1 protein-coding gene is annotated in these 24,191 nt (G+C 69.4%); it reads right to left on the bottom strand.

All coding sequences use genetic code 11. The annotated features are described in order from the left end of the window. Positions 1-14: 14 nt before the first annotated feature. On the bottom strand, positions 15-24,191 hold the full coding sequence (locus LR394_RS05080; RefSeq protein ID WP_231439186.1) for a toxin glutamine deamidase domain-containing protein: 24,177 nt from the start codon (positions 24,189-24,191) through the stop codon (positions 15-17).

Here is a 24,191-nt window from a genome sequence, read left to right as displayed (position 1 = left end):
CCCGTGCGGTGCGTTCATGATGCGTCGCTCTCCGTGTTGCCTGGTCGGGGGTCGGCCCCATCTTTCCGCTTTTTCGTGACAGGGCCAACGCTCGCCCAGCGGTGCACGTCGTCGTTCGCCTTCGCCGGTAGCTCGATCCCCGGATCGAGCAGGGCCAGAGCATCCAGCACCGAGCTGCCGACAGTGGCGACGTAAGGCCCGCTTTCCGATTCCTGATCCGGCTCGTCGTCCGGATCGACCTTGATCGGCCCCAGCAGGCCGGGCGGCGGCAGCAGCGGATCCGGACGGACGGGTGTGGCGGGCGTCTCGGTCCCGCTCACCTGTGTGGGTGTGCCCGCAGGAGCAACGGACGGGGTGGTCGGGGTGGGTGCCTGCGGTGGACTGCTCGGGTGGTCGGCCGGACCGGCCACTGGTTGCGTCGGGCCACCCAGCAGAGCCCCGAGCACATCCGCACCGGTGGCGGTAATGTGCCCCGTGGGCCTGATCCGCACCGGCTCCACCGGCTCCGGCCTGGTCACCTCGGGTCGGCGCTCGGGCGGCCGCGGACGTCCGAGCCCGAGCACCTGCTCGATCAGATCGTCGGCCAGCTCGGCCACCGGCGCCACCATCGAGCGGGTCGGCAGCCCGGTCGCCCCGGCCGCTGTCCAGCTCAGCAGCAACGCGCCCAGCAGCACCACGCTCAGCTCGGAACGCAACTGCTCCTGAGTTTGCTCGCCCAGCGCCTCGAACCCTTCGGCCACGGCCAGACGGTTGCCCACCATGGAGTTGGCCACGAACGACAACGGAGCCACCGCTGCCGCCTCGGAGCCGTCCGCCAGCTGCTCGGCCTGTTCGGCCAGTCCGGCCCACCAGGCCACCCGTTCGGCGGAGCGGTCTGGTCCGGCCAGCTCGGCCAGCCGTTCCCGCACCGCACCGACATCCAGATCGTCCGGCCCGGGAGCACGGGTGAGCGCGACCGCCGGCTCATCAGTCTCGGTTCCCTTACCCACCGGACGTTTCCCGAGCGCCTTGGCGCTGGGCCGGCCGGCCTCGGTGGACAGCCCAAGCTCCAGCAGGTCGTCCAGCCCAGCCGCTTCGCCGAGCGATGCCACGAGCGGACCGGGCACCGCCACGATCGTGATCCCGTCGGGCAGCCCGGCCGACATCTCGGGCAAGGCATCGGTTCCGCTCGGCAAGGAGTCCGTGACCAGCACAAGCCCCCGAATACCGGTGTCGTGCCGGGCGATCGGGACCAGATACCGCTCGCCGAACTCGCGCGCGGTCAGCTCCTGACCGTAGGCAAGCACCCGCACCGGCTCCTGCGGCGCCGGCCGGTGGAAGCTCACGTGCAGCAACGCCAGGGCCGGGTTCTCCAGCTTCGGGAACGACTGCACCGCAAGGAGTCCAGAACTGGAGACGTCCGCGGGCAGGTACCAGCCCGACGGCACCTTGATCGGCACCGGCGTCGGCGCCCAGGAACCCAGCCCGGCGTCCTGCAGCAGGCGCTGCGGAGAGTAGGCCGCCTCGACCAGATTGCGGACCCGGAAGGTGAGCGGCAGTTCGGTTCCGCCGTAACGGATCTTGTCCCGCTGGTGGCTGGTCCGCAGTGTCACGGTGACCAGGGCGTCCAGGTGCACCGGCCCGAACCAGTCGGTCTCCAGCGACCGGGCCTGGTACGCCGAGGTGGCCCGCTGCGAGCTGCTGATCGTGGTCCTGGTCCGGCCGGTGTACATCGGCGCGGCGATCACGATCGGGCGCACCGAGTCCTCCGAGGCCCCGTTCCCGGAGGCCGGCTTCGGATCGGCGTTCAGGTTGGCGAAGTGGTTCGGCGCCCCGCCCCGCGCGGATCCGGAGAAGTCCGTGCGGTTGCCCGGCGTGGAGTTCATCGTCATCACGTCGGCCTGGCCGCTGAAGTGCGCGGCCGGGAACTCGGCTGAGGCCTTCGGGTTCACCAGCCGGAAGCTGACCGACAGGCCGGCCATGGTGTCGGTGAACACGCTGCCGGTGGCCCGGACCGGGATCGGCAGGCGGGCCCGGTCCACATCCGCGCCGGTACCGGTGCTCAGCAGGTGGTGTTCCAGCACCCCGGCGTCGGTCAGGGTGCGTAGCTCGTCCTGACCGATCTGCCCCCAGGCCGCCAGCAGCGCCGGCGAACCGGCCTGCTGCTCGATCGCCTGACTCCAGGCGTCGTAGAGGAACCGCACCTTGTCCGGGTCGATCCGCAGCACCACGTCCTGGTCCAGCAGTTCGGCGCTGGTGAACCGGATCTCGGTACTGCCGGTGTTCAGCGAACCAGGGCTGACCCGGGAGACGATCGGTTCCCCGGTGCCCGCGGGCAGCGGCCGCTTCAGGTCCGCGGTGACCACTGCCACCGACTCACCCAGCGAGACCGTGCGGCTGTCCACCGTGGCCGTGACCCCGGCCGGACCGGCCGCGGTGAGCTGCTGGAAGTGCCGGGCCAGCGACATCGGCAGGCCCAGACCCAGGGTGTTCAGCACCGGCGAAGGCCGCCAGGTGCTGACCAGGGTGATCTCGACGTCGATCTCGCCGAGCAGCACGCTCAGGTCACCGGTCTGGCCGAACCCGTCGTACCGGTAGGGGGCCAGCGCCGTGGAGCCGCCCACACTGCGGTTCCAGCCGTGCAGCAGCTCGGCAATGGCCTGGCTCTGCACCCACTTCGGGCCTGCGACACCGTCGATCAGCCCGGTCAGGCCGGGAGCCAGGGTGATCGCCCGGCTGGTGGACCAGGTGGTGGTGCTGCGCTGATCGCCGCGGTTGGTGTAGCCGATCGTGCCGTCCAGACCCTCGGTGGTGACGTAGCCGCGGTTGCGCGGGTCACGGTTGAGCCGGATCAGCAGCTGGGTGGTGCGCTGGCCGAGGAAGGTGCCGTCCACCCGGGTCAGCATCAGACCCCCGCCGCGCAGGATCGGCGCCTGGCTGTTCAGGGCCTGCGGCGAGAGCATCACGTCCAGGCCGCCACGCACCCCGGAGAACGGGGCCTGCAACTGCCAGAGGCCGGTCAGGGCGCCGGGCTCGTGCCGGGCCAGCAGGTCGGTGGCCGCCTTCAGCACCGGGTTCGCCTGGCTCAACGCGGGTGCCCCGGCCGCCGGGGTGAAGTACTCGGTCACCGAATGCAGCGGCACCAGGGGGTATTCCGGTACCAGCGTGGGATCGATGTCGCTCACCGGGGCAACCGGCACCACCCGCTCCGGCTCGCCCACCGGGCCGAGCCGCTGCCCGTCGCTGGGCGCTTCGGTCCGCAGCCGGCGCGGCTCACCCGCCCGCAGGGCAGGCAGGCCGCCCAGCACAGAGTCCAGGTCCGCCAGGGTGAAGACGGTGCGCTCGGGTGCGTAGAACCGGATCCCCTTGGCGACGTCGACGTCCGTGGCGGCGGCCTTCACCCCGAGGTGCTGGTCCAGGCGACGGCTCTCGGTGAGGTGACGGGCCGAGACCGCGATCACCCGCCAACGCACCGCCCCGAGCCGTCCGTGGTGGGTGAGCTTCACCTTCAGGCTCTGCCCGGGATAACGGGTCAGGCCTTCGGAGTCACCCTTGGTCTCGACCTGCGCGAACTGCGGGCCGAACCGCGCATGGGCGCCGCCCCCGCTCCGGGAGACCCCGAACCGCACGTTCGCGTCGAGGCCGAAGGTCGCCGCGCTCGAGCCCGAGGCGGTCACAGCGGCGCCGTACTCCATCTGCACGCCGGTCTCGAAAGTGGCACTGGTGCCGTCGTCCTTGACACTGTGCACGATCGGGATCAGGGCGTACTGGGCCTCCCGGTCGCCGAACGTCAGTTTCTGCGAGACGTGACCGGCCTGGCCGTTGGCCTCGCGCACGAACAGCCCGCGCAGGTGCTCGGCGGTGATGTTGGCCAGCGCCCACAACCGCGCCGACGTCCGGTCGACGCCGACCCGGGCCAGCTGTTCCACCAGCGCGGTGCGCAGCTCGCCCGCGCCTTCGACGAAGGCGACCCGGTCTACCGGGCGCACCTCGACGGTGCCGTACGGGTCGGACAACGGCGAGAACACCCAGCCGGACGAGAACTGCCACCAGGACGTCTGTGCGCGAGTCGGCACCAGCGTCTGGGTACCGGCCTCGGAACCCGCGGCGAGCGTCCGCAATTGGTGATCGAGCCGTTCCGAAGCCAGTTCGTAGGGCTCCTCGGTCTCAGGCGTGGCGGCCGGCGCCTTCAGCGCCGACTCCGTCTTGTTCAGTGAGGTAAAGGGTTCCGGCACCAACCAACCCGCCACGGTACCGAACCGGCTCTGCGTGCTGGCTTCCCGATCTGGAGCCGCCCGGTGCATCAGCTTTCGGGAACCGTGCTCCAGCCCTCGAACCAGACGAGCCGAGACGTCTCGGGAGAGCACCCGGGTCACCGAGACTTTCAGAGTGACTTCGCCGGGGTACTGGTAGGCCACCGCCGGGCCGGTGTAGACCAGCGGCTTGGTGACGCTGCCGGAGTGGGTCACGTCCACACCGTCGGTCCGGGAACGGCCGGCCGACGAACCCAGCGCGAGCCGGCCGATGAACTTCCGGTCGGTCCCCGGGATCGGCATGCTCCAGTTCCAGCGGGTGCCCACGCTGAGCCCGGTGCCGGTCACGTCGCTACCGCCGTAGGTGAGGTCGAACCCGGCGCCCGGCTTCAGCGAGACCGCGGCCTCCTTCACCGGGATCGACTCCAGCGGCTCGGGGCTGGTGCGACGGGCCGAGATCTCGAAGGTGACGTGCTGAACGTCGCCGGTACCCAACTCCCGCACGTACGTCTCGCTGCGCCCACCCGGGCTGAACAGCGTGTCCTGGGAGTGGCGCAAGTCGGGCTGGCCGAACCGCTCGAGGAGCCAGTCCTGCAGGTCCAGCTGCTGGGCCCGGGTCCACGGATCCACCCGCACCTGGCCCTCCAGCTGACCGAGCAGACCGCTGAACTGGCGCACCAGGTTCTGGGTCCCGCTCAGGCCGAGGTTCCCGGCGAAACCGGCCGGACCGGTGGGCTCGGTCAGAGCCGGCGGCGGGTAGCGAACCTCGCCCAAGGCCGGGGGGATCGAATGTGCTTGCCCGGCATGCTCCTTGAGCGCTCGCTCGAACAGATCAGCCAGTTCTTCCGCCACGTAGACCGTGACCGTCAGATCCGACTTCTCCTCGGCCGCAAACGTCCCCACGTTCTTCTGTTCGGCCCCGACCGCCTCGGCGCCCAGCGAGAGGCGGACCTGCAGCTGGTACGGCACGCTCGAACCGGAGAACCCGACCCGATCGCCGGTGGCCTGCGCGGAACTGCTCTTCAGCTCCACGCCCCGGCCGGTGCTGAGCGGGAAGGCCACCGCAACGTACGGCCCGACGTCGCCGATCGGTCCGGGGCTCACCATCAGGCCGATGCTGGCGCCGAACGTGCCGCTGTTGCCGGTACCGGTGAACTGGTTGCTACCGCCGCCCTTGTCGGTGCGCACCGGCATCTCCAGCGCCGGGCCCAGCCGACGCGCGGCCAGCACCTCGGCTCCGGCGTGCTGCACCAGCGCCCGGCCCTTGGTCCAGGGCAGCGGGGTGAGCGCGATCGTGGTGCCGAGCATTCGGGGCAGCTCGGTCCGCACCGCGGCCTCGGCCAGCCGGTGGTCGATCACCTGGGCCGCGGCCGAGCCGGCGACGATCGAGAGTGCCTTCTGGACCGCCTGGTTCAGCTGCCCGAGGCCGCCGATCGCGCCGAAGCCGGGCAGCACGGTGCTCAGCGCGCCGGTCAGCGGGCGCGACTGCGAACCGGTGATCCAGGGGCCGGGCTCCGGCCGGTAGTCGGCCACGGTCTCCGGGAAGGACACCCGCAGCGACTCGTTCAGCGTGATCCGGTGCCGGACGCCGCGGGTGCCGTCCACCCGCACCTCGGACACCAGCCGGGCGGGCAGGTCGAAGTAGGCCTGTTCGCCTTCGGGAGCGATGGTTTCGTTCGAGGAGGAGTCCAGGGTGAAGCCCTGCGTGCGCGACGTGGTGGACGAGCCGCTGATGCCGCCGCTGGGCACCACGGCCAGGTTGCCCTGCAGCACCGAGGTCCACACCGAGGCGTCGAACGTGCCGGTCCGGGTGATCGCCTGCGAGATCGCGGTGGAACGGGAGACCAGCGAGTCCAGCGGTCCGGCCGGGCTCTCGCCGAAACGCAGCTGCGGCTGCTGCGAGGACCGCACCCGACGGGCCTGAGCCCGGTCCACGTCCTGCAGCTTCAGCGTCAGGGTGTGCCCGGCGGCGGCCACGACCAGAGCGCCCTCCAGCATGGTCTGCACCGCGCTGGTGTCCCCCAGTTCGGCGATCCGCGTGGTCAGGGCGCCCTGCAGCGCGCCGAGCACGGCCGGGGTAGTCTCGAAGTTCGTGACCTGGGCGACGAAGGCGGCATCGGCCAAGCGGTTGCCACCGAAGCTCTCGGCGAAACCGAGCGGGCCGAAACCGAACTGCTGCTCGCTGTGCGCACCCGCCACCGGCAGCTCGACCGGTTCGGCAAACCCAACGGGCAGCTGGGCAACAGCCGGTTCGACCCGCTGCAGGGTCTGCAGTTCGAACGCTTCGCTGCCCTGGGCACCGATCTGAGGCAGGGCGGTCAGCTCGTCCAGGGAAACCGGCTGGGCTCCAGCCAGATCCGCGATTCCCGGTGACATCGGCCAGAACTCGAACGTATGGACGTCGGTGGGCACCCGGGCAGCCCGGCCCGCCTGAGCGTCGAGGAACCAGACTGTGTTGTCCCGGGTCACCACGTTGACCACGTGGCCGTGGTCGCGGCCGGGGATCTCGAACACCAATGCCGCCTGGGCACCTTCACCGGCTGCCAGCATCGCAGTCCGGATCTCGTCCAGATCACTCGTGCGGAAGACAGCAGTAGTCCCGAGTTGCTGACCCTGCCAGGCGATCAGCTCGGCGTGCGACCACATCTCGCTCGGCGGCGCCTGGAAAGCCTCACCCTCGCGCAGCGCGATCGACATCGTGATGAACGAGATCACGCAGTTGACCGCGTACTCGCCCCCGCGCTCCCACTCCGGGTTCACCGCCGCAAGCTCGGGGAAGGCGGCCCGCACAGCTGCGTCGTCGCTCAGCGGCTGGCCCTGAGCCTGACCGCCGGCGATGGGGTACGAGTACCCCCAGTTGTCAGCCAACTGCTCGCGGATCAGGCCGAGATCGTTTGCGGTGAAGCCCGGCTGGATCTGGAAGTAGGCCTTGAAGTCCTTCCAGGCCTGCTTGCCACCCCGCAGGTAACTGGCCCGCAGATCCGCGACCCACGCCGACTGGTACGAGCCGAACCGCGAGGCCAGCTCGTCCACCCGCTGCAGCGTTCCCAGAACGCTGCGCAGACCGGCGGCCGAAACGAAGGTGGCCAGGTCGTCGTTCCAGCTCTGGTACTGCGGGTCCCAGCCAAGCTGCGTGGCCAGGTACTCCAGCTGCTGCCCCAGCTCGGTCTTCTCGGCCGGATTCAGCCGCAACACGCTGTTCCACTGCGGGCTCGCCGCAAATTCCCGGAAGCCGGCGTACAGCTCGTTGAAGCCGCTGAACCACTGCCACGAACCGTCGGCCTGCTCGTAACCGCTGTCCCGGAAGCCCTGAACCGACTGAGCGTCAGCGTCTTTCAGCACGTAGCCGATGCTGGCGTGCGCAGCTTTGGCAGCATCGCTGAAACCCGAGACCGCCCACTCGTCCAGCTTGTACAACTGACCCGCCCGGGTCGGCGCCTTCTCGGTCACCAGCAGCGAGTACTTCATCGGCCGGTCGGGATCATGCGCCGGGTTGATCTGCTGGTTGACGCCCAGATTCGCCCAGCGCTGCATCCGGTCGGTACTGATCGAGCCCGGCTCTTCCAAGTACGAGACCTTGTGCCCGGAAAGCACGAAGGCCTCCAGGTTGCCGCTGCGGAAGCCCAGGTGCTGGGTGTGCGCGTACTGGTTCAGGTACTCGAAGACCGCCAGCTGGTTCACCCGCGGGTCCGGGCTCAGATAGGCCGCGTACTCCGGCCGGGCCGACTGCGGCCGGATCAGGTGCGCAGCGCTGCGCGAGCGCCAGAACTCGGTCAGGTCGACGACCTGGAAGTCCTGGGTGTGGTGCCGACGAGCCAGCTGCTGGTAGTGATCCACCGGCTTGCGCCCCGCGGATCCCCAGCTCGGGTGCCGGTCACCGGCGATCACCACCACCCGCCGGCGCCCCGGCGGCACCGAGGTCATCAGATCGCCCAGCAACTGGGCCACCCCGGTCAGGCTGGTGTCGTGCTCAACGTGCGCCTTGCCCTTCTTCCCGCTGAACCGCGACCACAGCACCAGGACCTCGACGTCCGGCCCGAGACTGATCCCCTTGCCGGACAGCCACTGCCCGATCGCCGGACCCCGCGCGGCCATCGAGACCGGGTCGATCCGCAACGCTTCCTTGAACCGGCCACCGAAACCGTACGCGAACTGCTCCACGTACCGGGTGCCGAACGTGACCGAGACCTGTTCCTGATCCGGGAAGGCGTTACGGGCGGCCCGGGTCAGGGCACCGATCGAGCGCACCTCCATCAGCCGAACCTGGTCCATCACCCCGGTCGCCGCGTAGAAGTCCCGGATCGACTCGGCCAGCGGACGCATCGCCGCATCCGGGCCGTTCACCGCCGGAAGACCCAGCGCCACCGTGGCATTCGGGTTGTTCAGCAACGTCGCCAGGATCCCCCACTGATCACCCGTCGCCATCCCGGGATGCGTGATCAGGAACGGCACGTCCGGCTCGGCCAGCAGCTCGGCCTGGTCCAGCGCACCGATCGGCGGCAGGTCCAGCAGCTCGTCGGCCGCAACCGGCTGCCCGAGATCAGCGATACCGGCGGACATCGGCCAGAACTCGACCTCGTTCACACCGTCCGGCAGCACCGCCACGCCACCGGCCTGAGCGTCCAGGAACCACACCTGCCCGCCGCGAGTCACCACGTTGACCACGTGCCCGAACCCACGGGCCGGAACATCGAAGACCATGGCCGCCTGGGCACCTTCACCGGCGCTCAACATGGCCGCGCGGATCTCGTCCAGATCGCTCGTGCGAAAAACTGCGGTGGTCCCGAGCTGCTGGTCTTGCCAGGCGATCAGCTCGGCGTGCGACCACATCTCGCTCGGCGGCGCCTGGAACGCCTCACCCTCGCGCAGCGCGATCGACATCGTGATGAACGAGATCACGCAGTTGACCGCGTACTCGCCCCCGCGGTTCAGTTCCGGGTTGACCAGGGCCAGCTCGGGGAAGTACTCCCGCACCCGCAGGTCGTCGCCGAGCAACTGCCCGGCGCGGTGCTCGCCTCCGGCCAGCCAACGCCGCCCGGTCCAGTTCTCCCGCAACTGCCCCCGGATCAGTTCCAGGTCGCGGGCGGTGAAGCCGGGCTGGAAGCGGAACGCCGCCTTGTAATCCGTCCAGGACTGCTCGCCGGCGTTGCGGTAGCTGTCCCGAAGGTCGCTCATCCAGGCGGACTGGTACGAGGCCAGGCGTTCCACCAGATGGTCGATCCGGGCCATGGTCTGCAACGTCCGGCCCAGACCGGAGCGGGTGGTGAACTGGGCCTGGGAGTCGTCCCAGGCCCCGGCGTTCCAGTCCCAGCCGAGCAGACCGGCCAGATGCTGCAGCTGAGAGGCGAACTCGGCCTTCTCGGCCTGGGTCAGCCGCAGCACGTAGGCCCACTCCGGGCTGTTGGCGAACCGTTCGAAGCCCGACCACAGCTCGTTGAAGCCGCTGGCCCACTGCCACTCGCCCCGGCTGTTCAGGTACCCGCTGTCGCGGAACCCCTGCACGGCCTCGGCCTGCTGGGCGGCGTCGGCCCGGCCGATGTAGGCCAGGCTGGCGTGGGTGTCCTTGGCGGTCTGGGTGAAGTTCTGCACCGCCCACTCGTCGACCTTGTAGATCTGGCCGCCGACGGTCGGGGCCTTCTCCATCACCAGGAGTGCGTAGCGCATCGAACGGCCGAGGTCGTGCGCCGGGTTGATCTGCCGGTTGACCCCCAGGTCGGCCCAGCGCTGCATCCGCTCGGTGCTGATCGAGCCCGGCTCCTCCAGGTAGGACACGTGGTGCCCGGCCAGGACGAAGGCCTCCAGGTTGCCGCTGCGGAAGCCCAGGTGCTGCACCCGGGCGTTGCGGTGCAGGTGCTCGTAGACGCCCAACTGGTTGACCCGCGGGTCGCTGGTCAGGTGCGGGTCGGCGCCCGGGGTGATCAGGGGCCGGCTGTCCGGGCTCTTCCAGAACTCGGTCAGGTCGATCACCTGGAATTGCGGCCCACTGGCCTGAGCGGCGAGCTGACCGTAGTAGCCGGAGGGCTTCTGCCCCGGAGCGCCCCAGCTCGGATGCCGGTCGCCCGCGATCACTACGATCCGCTCGCGCCCGGGAGTCAGGTTTCCCCGCAGGTCGTCGATCAGCTGACTGACGCCGGTCAGGCTGGTGTCGTGCTCGAGGTGGGCCTTGCCCTTCTTGCCACTGAACCGCGACCAGAGCACCAGAACCTCGGTGTTCGCGGACAGACTGATCCCTCGCGAACTCAGCCAGGCCCCGATCGCCGGGCCCCGGGCATCCATCGATCTGGTGTCGATCTTCAGGGCCCGCTTGAACTCCTCGCCGAAGTCCTCGGCGTACCGCTCGACGTAACGGGTGCCGAAGGTCAGCGAGACCTGCTCGGCGTCCGGGAAGCGGTTGCGGGCGGTCTTGGTCAGCTCACCCATCGAGCGGACGTGAATCGGGGTCACCTGGCCGCTGACGCCAGTTGCGGTGTAGAAGTCGTGAATCGACTCGGCCAGCGGGCGCATCGCCGCGTCCGGGCCGTCGGCGGCCGGGATACCCAGCGCCACATGAGCATTGGGGTTGTGCAGCAGGGTGGCCAGCAGGCCCCACTGATCGCCGGTGGCCATGCCCTGATGGGTGATCAGGAACGGCACGTCCGGTTCGGCCAGGAGTTCGGCCTGGTCCAGCGCACCGATCCGGGGAAGATCGGTCAGACCTTCGACCGGGACCGGACGGGCGTCGGCCAGATTCTCGATGTCGGCCGACATGGGCCAGAACTCGAACGTACGGACGCTTTCCGGCACCCGGGCGGCGCGGCCCGCCTGGGCGTCGAGGAACCACACTTGGTGGTCCCGGGTGACCACGTTGACCACGTGGCCGTACTCGCGGCCGGGGAGATCGAACACCAGGGCGGCCTGGCTGCCCTCGCCGGCCTGCAGCATGGCAGCGCGGATGCTCTCGAGGGAACCGGTGCGCACGACCTTCGGCGTGGCTCCTTCGGGCAGGCCGAGTTGCTGGCCCTGCCAGGCGATCAGCTCGGCGTGCGACCACATCTCGCTCGGCGGCGCCTGGAACGCCTCGCCCTCACGCACCGCGATCGACATCGTGATGAACGAGATCACGCAGTTGACGGCGTACTCGCCGCCGAGCTTCAACTCCGGGTTGACCAAGGCCAGCTCCGGGAAGACCGCCCGGACCTGGCCGTCATCGCTCAGCGCCCGACCCAGATGGGTCGGCCCACCGGCGATCGAGTAGCGGTGGCCCCAGTTGTCGGCCAGCTGCTCGGAGATCAGGCCGAGATCGTTGGCGGTGAAGCCCGGCTGGATCTGGAAGTAGGCCTTGAAGTCCTTCCAGGCCTGCTTGCCACCCCGCAGGTAGCCGGCCCGCAGGTCGGTCACCCAGGCCGACTGGTACGAGCCGAACCGGGAGGCCAGCTCGTCCACCCGGCGCAACGTACCCAGGGCCGTCCGCAGACCGGCGGACGAACCGAACCCGGCCAGATCGTCGTTCCAGCCCTGGTACTGCGGGTCCCAGCCCAGCTGCGTGGCCAGAGACTCCAGCTGCTGCCCCAGCTCGGTCTTATCGGCCGGACTCAGCCGCAGCACGCTGTTCCACTGCGCGCTTGCCGAGAAGTTCTGGAAACTGCTGTACAGCTCGTTGAAGCCGCTGAACCACTGCCACGAACCGTCCGCCTGCTCGTAACCACTGTCCCGGAAACCCCGGAGCGCTTCGGCGCCGCCGTCCTTCAGGACGTAGGCGACGCTGGCGTGCGCGGCCTTGGCGGCATCGCTGAAGCCCGAGACCGCCCACTCGTCCAGCTTGTACAGCTGACCGGCTCGGGTCGGCGCCTTCTCGGTGACCAGCAGCGAGTACTTCATCGGCCGGTCGAGGTCGTGCGGCGGGTTGATCTCGCGGTTGACGCCCAGATTCGCCCAGCGCTGCATCCGGTCGGTACTGATCGAGCCCGGCTCTTCCAAGTACGAAACCTTGTGCCCGGAAAGCACGAACGCTTCCAGGTTGCCACTGCGGAAGCCCAGGTGCTGGGTGTGCGCGTACTGGTTCAGGTATTCGTAGATGGCGAGCTGGTTCACCCGCGGGTCCGGGCTCAACTGGGCCGCGTACTCCGGCCGGGCCGATTGCGGCCGGATCAGGTGTGCAGCGCTGCGCGAGCGCCAGAACTCGGTCAGGTCGACGACCTTGAAGTTCGGGCCGCCGTTGTAGTAGGTATCGGCGATCTGCTGGTAGTAGTTCGCCGGCTTCTGCCCGGCCGAACCCCAGCTCGGGTGCCGGTCACCGGCGATCACGACAACCCGCCGGCGGCCCTGGGGCACCGAGCCCATCAGCTGGCTCAGCAGCTGGGCGACGCCGGTGATGCTGGTGTCGTGCTCGACGTGCGCCTTGCCCTTCTTACCGCTGAAGCGTGACCAGAGCACCAGGACCTCGACGTCCGGCCCGAGACCGATCCCCTTGGTGGCCAGCCATTCCCCGATCGCCGGGCCACGCGCGTCCATTGCTGCCGGATCGGTGCGCAGGGCTTCCTTGAACCGCCCGCCGAAGCCCTCGGCGAACTGCTCCACGTAGCGGGTGCCGAACGTGACCGAGACCTGGTCCTGGTCAGGGAAGGCGTTCCGGGCGGCCTTGGTGAGCCCGCCGATCGTTCTGGTCTCCATCAGCACGACCTGGTCCATCACCCCGGTCGCGGCGTAGAAGTCGCGGATCGACTCGGCCAGCGGACGCATCGCCGCATCCGGGCCGTTCGCCGCCGGAAGACCCAGTGCCACCGTGGCATTCGGGTTGTTCAGCAGCGTTGCCAGGATCCCCCACTGATCACCCGTCGCCATCCCGGGATGGGTGATCAGGAACGGTACGTCCGGCTCGGCCAGCAGTTCGGCCTGGTCCAGTGTGCCCAGCCAGGGCAGATCGGTCAGCTCGGCGGACGGCACCGGACGCTGCAGGTCGGCGATCCCCGGCGACATCGGCCAGAACTCGAACTCCTTGACGCCGTCCGGGATCACCGCGGTCGCACCGGCCTGGGCATCCAGGAACCACACCTCGCCGGCCCGGGTGACCACGTTGATCACGTGACCGTAGTCCTTGCCTGGCACCTCGAAGACCAGGGCGGCCTGAGAACCGTTGCCCGCCGCCAGCATGGCCGCGCGAACGTCTTCCACCGAGTCGGTCCGGAAAACCTTCGCGCCGTCGGAAGAGCCCAACTGCTGGCCCTGCCAGTTGATCAGCTCGGTACGCGACCACATCTCGCTCGGCGGCGCCTGGAACGCCTCACCCTCACGCACCGCGATCGACATCGTGATGAACGAGATCACGCAGTTGACCGCGTACTCGCCACCCCGCCCGAGCTCAGGGTTCACCGAGCCCAGTTCCGGGAAGTGCCGGCGCACCTGCTCCGGGTCGTTCAGCAGCAGGCCGGTGCGCAGCTCGTCACCGGCCAGCCGGGGCCCGTACCAGTTGTCCCGCAGCTGGTCCCGGATCAGGCCGAGATCGGCCTGGGTGAAGCCCTTCTGGTAGCCGAGCGTCCCGGCCCAGTAGTTCTTGAAGTTCTGCCAGGCCTCCTTACCACCCTGCAGGTAGCCGGGCCGCAGCTTGGTCGCCATCCAGGCCGACTGCACATCGCCGAACGGCTTGATCAGGGCGTCGACGCGGCTCATCGTCTGCAGGGTCTCCTGCAGACCGGCCCAGTCCCGCTCGAACAAACCACGCGCCGGGTCCCAGCCGTTGGCGCTCCAGTCCCAGCCCAGCTGGTCGGCCAGCTGCCGCAGCTGGACCGGCAGGTCGGCCTTCTCCGGCGGGGTGAGCCGCATGACGTAGGGCGTGTACTGGTTCTCGGCGAACTTGCCGAAAGCGGACCACAGCTCGTCGAAACCGCTGACTGCCTGCCAGGAACCGTCCGGCTTCTGGTAACCACCGTCGCGGAAACCCCGGACGCCGGCCACCAGTTGGTCGAAGTCCTCGGGCATCCGGGCGATGTACGAGAAACTGGTGTGCGCGGCCTTGGCGGCATCGCTGAACGCCTGGGCGGCCCACTCGTCGAGCTTGTACAACTGCCCGCTCAGCGTCGGCGAACGATCCACCTGCAGCCGAGCGTAACGCATTTCGCGGCCAAGGTCGTGCGGCGGGTTGATCTGCTCGTTGACCCCGAGGTTGGCCCAGCGCTGCATCCGGTCGGCGCTGATCGAGCCGGGCTCCTCGAGGTACGAGACCTGGTGTCCGGAAAGCACGAACGCTTCCAGGTTGCCGCTGCGGAAACCCAGGTGCTGGGTGTTCGCGTGCAGGTTCAGGTACTCGTAGATGCCCAGCTGGTTGACCCGGGCGTCGCTGGTGAGGTGCGGGTTCGCCCCCGGGGTGATGAGCCGGGCGCTGGTCGGGTCGTTCCAGAACTCGGTGAGGTCGACGACCCGGAAGTCGCCGGCGCGCAGGGCGTCCCCGACCTGCTGGTAGTGGTGGCCCGGCTTGCTGCTCGTGGTGCTGCCCCATTCGGGGTGCCGGTCCCCGGCGATCACCACGATCCGGTCCCGGCCGGCCGGGACCGAGTGCTGCAGGTCCTCCAGCAGCTGGGTGATCCCGGTCAGGCTGGTGTCGTGCTCGACGTGCGCCTTGCCCTTCTTCCCGCTGAACCGCGACCACAGCACCAGCACCTCGGTGTCCGCCCCGAGACTGATCCCCTTGCCGGACAGCCACTGCCCGATCGCCGGACCCCGCGCGGCCATCGAGGTCGAGTCGATCCGCAGCGCCTGCTTGAACTGCTCGCCGAAGTCCTCGGCGAACTGCTCCACGTAGCGGGTGCCGAAGGTGACCGAGACGTGGTTGTCCGCGGTGAAGGTGTTGCGGACCGTCCGGGTGAGGTCGCCCATCGCCTCGACGTCCATCGGGGTGACCCGGTGGCCGACCCCGGTGGCCCGGTAGAAGTCCAGGACCGACTGGGCCAGCGGGCGCATCGCGGCGTCCGGGCCGGAGGCCAGCGGCATCCCGAGCACGACCTTGGCCCTCGGGTTGTTCAGCAGCGTGGCCAGGATGCCCCACTGGTCGCCGGTGGCCATGCCCTGGTGGGTGATGGTGAACGGGACGTCGGGCCGGGCCAGCAGCTGGGCCTCGGTCAGCGGGGTCGAGCGGGAGCCCGCGAACTGCTGCTCGTGGAGAGCCGGAGCGCCGCCGGGTAGGCCCTCGCGGAAGTTGTGCAGACCGTTCTCGAGCGCCCACCGCCGGAAGATCTCCCGGCTCAGCGAGATCGAGTCGCCCGGCACTCCCTGGACCGGGTTCCGCTCCAGTTCCTGCAGGGCGTCGCGGACGTAGTCGAGATCCGGGCCGGCCAGGCCCCGGTGCTGCTTCCCGACCTTGTCGAAGACGCTTTCCAGCAGAGACATCTGGTGACGCTTGGCCGGCTGCTGACCCAGGTCCGGGTCGGAGGCCACCCGCTTGAGCCCATGGGCCGGGGCGGCGCTCGACCAGTTGTACTGCAGCCGGTCACCGATCCCGGTCAGGTCGTTGTCGGTGAAGCCACGGGTGACGGTGAAGGGTTCCTTGAGCGCCTTCCACTGCGCCACGTCCCCGGCCTGGTACAGATCGGCCCGCAGCTTGACCAGCCAGGTCGAGCGGTCCTTGGAGAGAGGGTCCAGCAGTTCGGTGAGCCGGCGGATGTTGTCGAGGACCTCGGGCTGGCGGGCCTTGTCGTCGAACACCGCCCGGGAGCGGTCCAGTTCCCAGTCGCCGTTGTCCTTGTGCCAGCCCAGCTGGTTGGCGAACGCGTCCATCCGGGCCGAGAGCTCGGGCTTGTCCTGCGGCCGGACCCGCACGACGGTGTCGTCGGCCCACTCCGGGCTGCTGCGCAGTGCCTCGAACCCGCCCCAGAGGTTGTCGAAACGGCTTTCCTGCTGCCATTTCCCGTTCTGGTTGCGGAAGCCGCTGTCCCGGAACTCGCGCAGCGCCTTGGCCGTGCCGTTGAACGCGTTCTTCGCCCCGGCGGTGCGCACCAGGTGATCGAGCACGTACAGCGCATCGGCGGTGGCCTCCATCAGGCCCTTGAGCTGCGGGTTGTTCACTCCTCGGAGCGCCAGCTCGTCGACCTTGTACAGCTGGCCGCTGCGAGTGGGCGACTGTTCCAGGGTGATCCGCTGATAGCCCAGGTTGCTCCAGGCCTTCATCCGGTCGCCGCTGAACGAGAAGTTCTCCTCCAGGTAGCTGACCTTGTGCCCGGAAAGCGTGTAGGCCTCCAGGTTTCCGCTGCGGAAGCCCAGGTGCTGCAGGTTGGAGTGCTGGTGCAGGTACTCGAACACCCCCAGCTGGTTGACCCGCGGATCGCTGGTCAGGGCCGGGTTCGCCGCCGGGTCCAGGAGCCGGGCGGCCTTCGGGTCGGTCCAGAACTCGGTCAGGTCGACGACTTTCAGGGCATCGGTGTACCCCTGGGCCAGCTCACCGAAGTACTCGGCCGGCTTGGCGCTCTGCCGGCCCCACTGCGGATGCCGGTCACCGGCGATCACCACCAGGCGCTGCCCACCGGCGGGGACCGAGGTGCTGAGATGGTCCAGGATCTGCCGGACGCCGGTCAGGCTGGTGTCGTGCTCGAGGTGGGCGTTGCCGCGCTTGCCGCTGAACCGCGACCAGAGCACCAGAACCTCGGTGCCCGGGGTCAGCGCGATCCCCTTCTCCCCCAGGTAGGCGCCGATGTCCTGGTTGCGCCCGGCCATCGAGCCGGCGTCGATCCGCAGAGCCTGCTTGTACGTCTCGCGGAACTGCCCGCGGAAGTCCGGGGTGTACTTGGCCACGTACTTGGTGCCGTAGTTGATCGGCACGATCAGGCTGTCCAGGCCCTCGATCTTCTTCAGGGCCTTGCCGAAATCGTCCATCACGCCGATGTCGACCGGGATCACCCGGTCGCCCACGCCGGCCGCCTCGTAGAAGCTGGAGATCGTCCGGGCGGCACGTCCGGTGGCCGCGTCGATCCCTTCCAACGAGGGACGTCCGAGGGCCACCATCGCGCTCGGGTTGTGAAGCAGGGTGGCCAGGACACTCCACTGGTCACCAGTGGCGTAGCCGGCGTGCTTGATCACGAACGGCGTGCCGTGCTCGACGGCCGGCAAAGGTACGCGCGGCCCGGCCTTGCCCTTGAACGGCGCGCCGCCCAGCAGGCCGGGGCGATGCAGGTCCAGGGCCTTGATCAGGTCGGTGGTGACCCCGCTGACCCGCTGCACCAGGTCCTGGGTGACCTCGCCGATCTGGTTGGCGCCGAACAGGGCGGTCACCACCGGGACGACCTCGCTGTCCAGCCGGCGCTGTCGCTGGTCCTGGCTGAACGAGTGCGGAGCAGGCCCGTCGCCGGAGCTGCGGAACACCACGTAGCGGGCCAGGTCGGTGAGTTCGGGGCGCAGCGCGGCGGCCAGACCGCTGGCCAGCGCGGCACCCAAGAAGACCTGCTCCGGCCACCAGGCGCCCAAGTCGTCGGTGCCCTTGAGCGCCGAGTCGAACGTCCCCAGTTGGAAGGTGGTCTGTAGTTCCTGGTCGGAGAGCTCCTGGACCCGCGGCGCGGGGAACGGCTCCACGGTGGTGTGGTCAGCCCCCAGCACAATGCGCAGCTCGTCGGCGGTGAACGGCGCCGAGGGGTGGACGGCGAAGTCGTGCGGACGCAGGAGGGGCGGCAACGCCTCGATCAGGTCGGCCACCTGGGCCAGGCCCGGAACCTGGCCATTGGCACCGGGTTCGATGTGCAGCACCGGGCCGTCGACGGTGAACTCGCGGGCGGGGGCGCCAAGAGAAAGGTCACCGGCCTCGAACGGGCGCAGGACGGTGCGGCCGTCGACCGTGGTGAGCTCGAGCGAATTGAGCGACGGCGAGCCGGGGAGGCTGTCGATCATCGCCTGGGCCCAGCTGGTCCGGCCGGTGGCCAGGTCGTGCAGCACCTGCGCGCCGGACAGCGGCGAGACGTACGCATCGGTCAGGTTCTCGCGCAGCTGAACCAGCAGATCGGCCTGCACCTGAACCACTTTGGCGCCTGCGCCCAGGTTGGCGCTGAACTCCTCGACCGCCCGGCCCAGACCGGCCGAGAAGTCGCTCTGCGCCTGGGCGATCAGGTCCTGCCGGTAGGGCGCCGGGTCGATCTTGGCGAACCGGGCATCGGCGTGCGCTTGCAGACCGCTTGCCCAGGACTGGATCTCGTCCAGGCTCTGCAGGTTCGCAACCGGCGGCGGGCCGGCCAGCAGCTGCTCGAGGGCTCCCTCGACCTTGGGGGCGAGGTAGGCCAGGTCCATCCCGGCCGCGTCGGCGCGGGCGAAGATCGAGCCCGGGGTGGTGTAGAGCCTGCTCATCACCTGGTTCACCCCGTCGGCGACCGAACCCAGGGCGTCACTGCGCACCTGGAGCTGTTCGGCCGGGCTGAGGTGCCCGAGGTCGGCTGCGTCAAGCTTGGCGAAGGCCGTGCCCTCGAGCCGGTGCGCGACCTGCTCAACCCGGTGGTGGAAGGTGCTCCAGGCCTGCGGCTGCTTGAGCAGCTGCTCGTAGGCGAAGTGCAGGTTGACCGGGGCGCTGACCGATCCGGCGTACGAGACCCCTTTCTTCATCGCCGTTTCCAGGCTGTGGCCACTGGCCTGGTGCAGCCGGGCGAGGTCGGCGGCCTGAGTGCGGAAGTTGGCCAGGACCGAGTCGGAAACAGCCTGCGGTACCCCGGCCTGGGCGAACCGGGACTCGAAGATCGCCACGTCGTGCTCGATCGCGGCGGCCGGGTTCGCGTAGAGCTGCCGGCCGGTGGAGAACGGGCTCTCGGGGAGCTGAGCCGGGCGGGCGGTGGTCTCGGTGAACGGCTTGGGCGCCGGAGTCTGCGCTGCCTCGTCAGCCAGCGAGCTGGGCTTCGGAACCTGGACCAGCTCTTGGACCTGGTCCAGGTTCGGGCCTGGAACCTGCTCGATCTGAACCCCGCCCGCGGTGTCGGGGGTCGCTCGCCCGACCCCGGCGTCGAGATCGTCCATCGCGCTGTGGCCCGACACCGGGCCCGCAGACACCGCATCATCACCCGGACCGACCGGGCGGTAGTCCCAGGAGTCGTTGGCCCGCCAGTCGGCCTGGGCCGAACGCCCACCCCCGAACGCGTCTCCGCTGCCCATCTCGTGATCCAGCCAGCCGCGACGGCTACCACCCGCCCCGTAGGCGTCGTGGAAGGCGACCGCGGTGTTCGCCCGATGATCCGCAGCGATGGCGTCGATCAGCTTCTGGTCGGCGTTGGCCCCCTCGGCCAGGTCGTGGAAGCGGCGGCCCGCGTCGTCCAGCGCGTCCGTCGCCTCGCCCTCGAACCGCAGCCGGTCGGGGATGTTCGCGGTGATCTCGTCGATCTTGGACGACCAGTTCTGGAACGCCTCCTCGCCGATCGCCTTGTTCAGTGTGGCCGGATCGGCGAAATGCTCAAGACCGGCCGCGTACGGGTGGTTGCCCCGGTACGGCTCGGGAGCAGCATCCGCCCGCAGTGCCGCGTCACCGAACAACTCGGCCCGCAGCGCAGAGTCGGCCTCGGACAGGAACTCGTCCGCCGGCCTGCCGGTGAACCGGATGTCCAGGTCCCGCAGGGTCTGGTTGAAACCGCCGCGCAGTTCACCGGCGAAGTTGATCCGGGCCCGGTCCAGCGCCCCGTCGCCGATCCCCCACGAAGCCTGGCCCCGGGTGCTCTCGGCCATGGCGTCGAACTTGGGCAGCTGGGCAATCAGCTCATCCTCGAACCGAGCCTGCCGGGCGAACAACTCCGGTAGTCCATCGCCGATCCGCGCGACGACCTCGTCCAGCTTCGCCGACATCTCGGTACCGGTCAGGCCAGGGGTGAACTCCAGGTCGCGGTAGTTGGCCCGGACCAGGTCGACCACATCGCCCCAGACCTTGGACAACCCGTCCAGGGAGACGCCGCCCGGCGGGTCCACCTCCCGCCCGGCCGTGGTGGGCAGGTCGTTCGACTCGCTGCTGAGCCGGACCGCGTTGTCCCGGCCGTGGATCAGCCGGGCCACATCACCGGCCTCCATCCCCTCCGGAAGCTGACCGGCGTGCAGCGGATTGCTCTGCCACTGAACATAAGTCAGCCGGTCCAGCGCCAGGTCGGCATCGCCACCGGCCTTGACCACGAAGTCCTGCCAGACCGCCTTGACCATCTCCCGCAGGTCACCGAAGGCGTAGTCGTCGTTGTGGATCGCCTCGCGCAGCAACCGGTCGCCGGATGTCTCGGTCATCGCCTTGCGGATGTCGGCGTCGCTCAGCGAGTTCCGCAGCCAGGGCGCCTCGTCCCGGTAGGCCTGCAGTTGCGAGGGTGAGGGGCCCAGGTCGCGGGCCTCGACGAACTTCTGGTAGGTGGCCGGGTCCAGGCCGAGCGAGTCCAGCGTGGCCTTCAGGGTCTGCTCGTCGACCTTGAGGTTGCTGAAGTTCAGCTCGGCCTGGGCCTTCTCCAGCCCACGCCACTCCATCTCGTCCAGGCCGAGCGCCCGGTGCGGCTGGAACTCCCCCGGCCCCTGGAACATCTCGTCGCCCCGGGCCGGGACCGGCGCCCCGCTGAACTCGCTGTCGCGCACGGCATCGATCTGCTTCTTGGCGGCGATGTCGATCTCGACCTGTGCCTCGGCGAACTTGACGTCGGCGGCGTCCAGTTCGGCCATCCGGGCATCGACCTGGGCCCCGTCGAGACCCTGGGCAGCCAGCTGCTGCTCGGCCTTGGCCACCAGACGCTCGGCGATCACCACGTCGTTGATCTGCTGGGCGGCTACCTGCCCGGTGGCTCCGGCCTCCAGACCCGCGGCTCTGGCCGCCTGCGCCTGGTGCAGCAGCCCCTGAGCCGCCTGGTAGGTGACCACGGCATCGGCGTTGCCCGGGAACAGCCGGTCGGCCAGATGCTTGACCTCGGCCAGCGGGTCACCCGCATGAGGCTTGGGCACCGCCGGGCTGGGGATCTCCGGCTGCACCCTGGCCGGGTTCACCGAAGGGTCGACCACCCGCCCCTCGGGCGTGACCGCCAAAGGCTGGGCATCCGTCCCGAGTTCACCGGCCCGACCCACCGGGATCTCTCCCCCGGCCAGGTCGGGACGGGCACCGACCGCCGAACCGGCATCGTCGATGTCTCCCAGATGCGCGCTGGCCGAGTCGGCGGTGCTGGGCCGGGGAGCATCGACGTCGGCCAGCTGGGCCAGGGCGTCTTCGATCCGGTTGACGCCCGGCGCCTCGAGCTTGGCCACCTGCGGCTCGATGTGCACGCCGTCCTGGATCAGCGGCTGGCGAGCAGGCCCGCTGTTGAACGAGATATCACCGCTGGGGCGCACGCTCGGCAGGTCGAACGATCCCGGCCGGCCGGCCGCGGCGCCACCGGTGAGGTTGTTGCCGATGTGCGTGATCGCGTCCTCGGAGAGACTGATCTGCACGGCCTCGTCGGTCTTCTTCAGCACCTGGAACTCGCGGTCCATCAGCTTCGGCAGCTCACGGACGGCGAAGTCGCTCAGGTCGGCGTGCAGCTTGGCGTTGTGGATCGAGCTGAGAGCGTTTCCGCCGGAACTACTTCCCAGCGAGCCGCCCGGCACCGAGCCGAGGCTGTGCCCGGTCGCGCCGGTGAACATGTTCTGCATGCCGTTCAGCGCGGTGGTCTGATCCAGGCCCAGCATGCTCTGCAGACCGCCCGGAGTGGACAGATGCTCGGTGAGCCCGGTGATGCCGTTGATCGGGGTGGCGCCACCGATGCCGTCGACGACGCGCAGGTTGGCGCTCAGGTCAACGGAATTCACGCCGTCGGTGAGCTTGAGGCTGTGGATGTCGAAACTCACGCCCGCGCTGTTGGTGAGCTTGAGTTCGTTCAGCCCGATCGCGTTGCCCGTACCGTTGCTGATCTGCAGCTTGCCTACGTCCACCGAAGAGACGCCGTCGCTGAAGCGCATCGGGCCGGCGCCTGGGCTGTCCACCCGCAGACCGGCCGGGCTCACCATGGCCACCCCGTCGGTGAGCTTCATGCTCCCCAGGTCGAAAGTCACGCCCGCGCTGTTGGTCACCTTCAGGTCGGCCAGGCTGCTCACCGCGCCGCTGCCGTCGGTGATCTGCAGGCCGCCCGGCTTCAGGGTGACGTTGCCGTCGGTGAGGACCGAAGTGCCACCCAGCTTGTTCAGGTCACCGAGCTGGTTCAGGTTGCCGACCTTGGTCAGGGCGTCCAGATCGCCCATCGCCTTCAGCGAGCCGACCGCACCCGCGCTGCCCAGACCGTCCACCAGCCCCGGGATCTTCACCGCACCCAGACCACCGGCCGCCGGAAGCACCAGCTTGCTCGCCCCGGCCCCGGCCTCACCCAACGCTGGGCTGATCTGGGCTCCGGCGTTGGCGATGGCATCGATGCTGCCGAACTGCCGCAGGTCTGCCCCGCCCACGTCCCCCAGCGAGGAGAACGAGTTGTTCGGTACGTGAATCCCGCTGGCATTGGCCGAGAACGAGGAGTTCGCGCCGTTCACCTGCCAGCTGGAGTTGTTCAGGTCGGCGATCGTGGTGTTGTTGCCGATGTTGACGCTGCCGAAGTCACCGCGGGGCCCGCGCAGCAGCGAGCCGTCGACATCGGGCATCCGGTTGATCACGTCCGAGACCCGGATCGGCGGCATCTCGGTGACCGGCCGGGACAGGTCGGGCAGCGCGTTGCCCAAGCCGGTGGAAGCGCCTCCCGGAGTGATGATCTCGGGGTGCATCACCTTGGACCAGGCGTCGTACACGCCCCCGCCCGTCATGGTCACGCCCTTGACCACCTGGACGGTGTCGCCCATCTTGTCCAGCAGGGTCATGTTCTTGAACGAGCCGATGTTCAGGCCGCGCCCCAGCACCCCGATCTTGAAGGCGTTCAGCACCCCCAGGCCCCGGATCTCGTGCCCGGCCATCGGCAGGAAGATCCGCAGCGCCTGCCAGCCGCCCAGCGACTCCATCGTCAGCTGGGCGAACCGGCTGTTCAGGAAGCCGTCGAGCGCGCTGTTGAGCTTGGCCACCCCGGCACCGGCCAGCTTGCCCAGGCCGTTGACGAACCCGGCCGAGATCGCCGAGATCGAGGTGTTCGGCAGCGCTACCAGGCCGTGCGCGAAGGCCCCCGCCCCGACGACCGCCTTGGGGATCCAGGCGGCGCCGGTCCTGACCGCGGTGACCACCACGTTGCCGAAGTTGCTGACGTTCTTGGTGATGCCCGACCAGGTGAGGTTCCGGAAGATGTTCAGCATCCCGTTGCCCAGGCCCTTCAGGCCGGCCCAGGTGCCCTTGGCGATCGCCGCCGTCGCCGACTTGATCGAGGAGACCAGGTCCCCGAGCTTGAGCGCCCGGGTGCTCGGGAACAGCACCCCCACCAGCGAGAGCAGCAGTTCACCGATGCTGCTGTTGCCCTGCGCGAAGTCGACGATCTCCTTCACCGCGAGCACCACGTTCAGGGCGAAGGCGATCAGGCCGAGCGGGCCGCCGACGAAGATCGCCACCACGGTGATCAGCAGGACGATCCAGAAGAAGGCGTCCCAGAACTGCTCGCAGGCGCTCTTGGCCCAGGGGTTGGTGGCGTGCGCCACCGAGTCCACCGCCGAGGAGGCCGTGCTCGCCGCGGACTCCAGGTCGGCCTTGGCGTTCTCGGCCTGCTGCTTGAGCGTCTCGCGCTTGGTGTCGTCCTCGTCCAGGCCCTGGGCCTGCGAGAGCGCGCTGTCGGCGGAGGCCTGGGCGTCCCGCAGCTTCTGCGCGTAGCTGGACATCGCCGGCGCCGCGGTCTCGAACGCATCGGCGACCGCGGACAGGAACGTCTTGGTCTTGGACTCGATCTCCTCGCGCAGCCAGTCCGCGGTCCGCCCGACGAAGGCACCGTCCCCGGTGCCCGACATGATGTTGTTGATCCCCTGGTCCGCGTCGGTCGCGGCCTGCTGGATCAGCTTCATGTACTTGACGATGCCGTCGACCACCTCCGGGTCGCCGGGGGTCGGGTCGCCGCCCAGACCCAGGGGCGACCAGTCACCGGGACGCGCCAA

Origin of the sequence: Kineosporia babensis, from assembly GCF_021129305.1 — a bacterium.
Taxonomy (GTDB): Bacteria; Actinomycetota; Actinomycetes; order Actinomycetales; family Kineosporiaceae; genus Kineosporia; species Kineosporia babensis.
This window is presented reverse-complemented; position numbering and strand designations above follow the sequence as displayed.